This window comes from Collinsella sp. AM12-1 (assembly GCF_003472325.1).
GTDB lineage: Bacteria > Actinomycetota > Coriobacteriia > Coriobacteriales > Coriobacteriaceae > Collinsella.
On record NZ_QRLS01000044.1, the window covers coordinates 1 to 1,600 of the forward strand.

Below are 1,600 nucleotides of genomic sequence, written 5' to 3' on the forward strand. Positions count from 1 at the left end.
ATCTTCTTGCCGGCCTCGTAGACGTTCTTGCCGTCCTCGAGATAGCCCTCCTGGCTAAAGTGCATGATCTCGATCTTCTCGGTTTCCTTCATGGCTTTTCCTTTCTGTCCTGCACGCAACTCTATACATCGCGTTTCTTTTCGATACCAATTATAGACATACACCTAATGTGTTTTTAATACCACTTATCAATCTGCTCCAATCCTCGGTGAACGGTCGAAATTCTCTGGTGAGTGGTATTAAATTAGAATTGAATGTATAGCTAACGCCTCTGGCGCCTCCCTTGTGTGACAAAGAACAGCGTTCCTACCAGCGCAATAATGGTCGATGCCCCAAACAGCACCGCCTGAACGCCCAAAGCCTCCGCCAAAAACGGAGCCGCCAGCAGCGGCAGCACGCCGGCGCTCATCAGGCCAAAACGCACAAAGCCGGTAATGCGCCCCAGGTATTTGATGTCGGCGCGCTCCTGAATCAAGATCATCTGCAGCGGTTCCAGGAATCCCCAGGCCAGACCGTTAATCGCCTGACCGATAATCGCGACCCCCAGCATATCGGTGCCCACGTACACCATGGACCCAATGCCCACGGCCATGAGCGCGCCGAGCAGCAATCGCAGGTTGACATGGCGGGCAGAAAGCTTGGTCAGGATGAACGCGCCCACCGAGGAAGTGAGGCCCACGACCGAGGACAGCCAGCCCAGCCAGACGATATCCACGTTGAGCACATCGCGATAGAACAACGACTCCAGCGAATCGAACGCGCCAAACGCAAAGAAACCCAAAAAGCCCGAGATAAAGATGAGGCGCAGGTCGTGGTCGCGAAACGTAAGTCGCGCACCCTCGGCCATGCCGCCCAAAATACCGCCCTTCGGCTTCTCCCCTTTTGCGGGAGCAACACACTCGTGACAGCCCAAGGAGAGCACGGCCGCCACACCCATCATGCCCGCCATGAGCAGATAGACCGATTGCGTGGCAAAACAGCTCACGATGGCACCGCCGAGCAGCGGGCCAGCGGTATAGGCGATATTGCTGTAGAACACCATGAGGCCGTTCACGCGGGTACGGCCCTCGGTGGTCGACTCCAGGTATCCCGGAAACGCATGCGTGCAGGTGTTGATAAAGCCGCCCGCAAGTCCCAAGACGCACGCGGCAAACACAAGCCCGGGGACAGACAACGGCGCCAACCCCACGCCAAGCGATAGCACTGCCGTAATCACGCACGTCACAAACGACGTCCGGCGCGGTCCAAAGCGATCGATGACCGAGCCCGACACCATATTGCCCACCGACGTCATAAGATTGCGCACGAGCGTAATGGCGGCAACCAAAAAGGCCGTGCCAGCCAGATCATACGTGGCCGCACCGATAAGCCCCAAAAAGTAGACCGCGTTGTTGGCGCACCACTGCAGGGACTCAATAAGAATCAGCCTGACCTCTGCCGGCGTCAGGCGCATTGCTTCGCGATCCTTCGCGAACATACGAACTCCTTCTATACAAAAAGGGGATGGAGGGCATAGGCCTGCTCCATCCCCTTTCCAGGTTGCAACGAAAATCTATGCAGCCGGGCCCTTACGCCAGCACGCCGAAGAACGCGCCGATGA

At 57.1% G+C, this 1,600-nt stretch carries 1 protein-coding gene; it reads right to left on the reverse strand.

The genetic code is table 11. The features are described from left to right. Positions 1–262: 262 nt before the first annotated feature. Positions 263–1,477, reverse strand: a complete 1,215-nt coding sequence (locus tag DW136_RS09800) for an MFS transporter (protein WP_195521868.1) — start codon at positions 1,475–1,477, stop codon at positions 263–265. Positions 1,478–1,600: the final 123 nt, after the last annotated feature.